The 445-nt window shown below is 69.0% G+C and carries 1 pseudogene; it reads left to right on the top strand.

Annotated elements, in window-relative coordinates:
* Nucleotides 1–132 precede the first annotated feature (132 nt).
* Nucleotides 133–445 (top strand): annotated as a pseudogene (locus RZR99_RS33110) (integrase); the annotation flags it as partial.

Here is a 445-nt window from a genome sequence, read left to right as displayed (position 1 = left end):
GGAGATAGCGGTTTGCGCATTGCCGAGGCGGTGGCGGCGACGCGCAGCCGACTGTTGCACTTGCCGCCCGACGGCGAGCTACCGGCCAGTTGACAGCTGAGCGTGATCGGGAAAGGCGGCAAAGAACGGATCGTGCCAGTCAGCGACGCGACGGTCGCCGCCCTGGTCGCGCACTGGCGCGATCGCGACCTGGACTTCGGAGAGGCGCATGCGCCGCATCCGTTGGTCGCGCCGCTGACGATGCCGGCGACCCCACGTGCGCAAGACAAGGTTGCGCGCGTGGAGACGGATGCGCAGCTGGGGGGGTATTCAGTGCGCGGGGCCCGCGGGCTGGTTGAATGGGTGCTCGCGCAGCTGCAGGAGAAGAGACCGGATCTGTCGGAGGTTGAGCGAGCGCACCTGGCGCGCACCTCGCCGCATGCGTTTCGGCACACGTTCGGCACGC

The sequence above is a fragment of the Burkholderia alba genome (genome assembly GCF_034721475.1).
In the GTDB taxonomy this organism is placed as follows: Bacteria; Pseudomonadota; Gammaproteobacteria; order Burkholderiales; family Burkholderiaceae; genus Burkholderia; species Burkholderia alba.
This window is presented reverse-complemented; position numbering and strand designations above follow the sequence as displayed.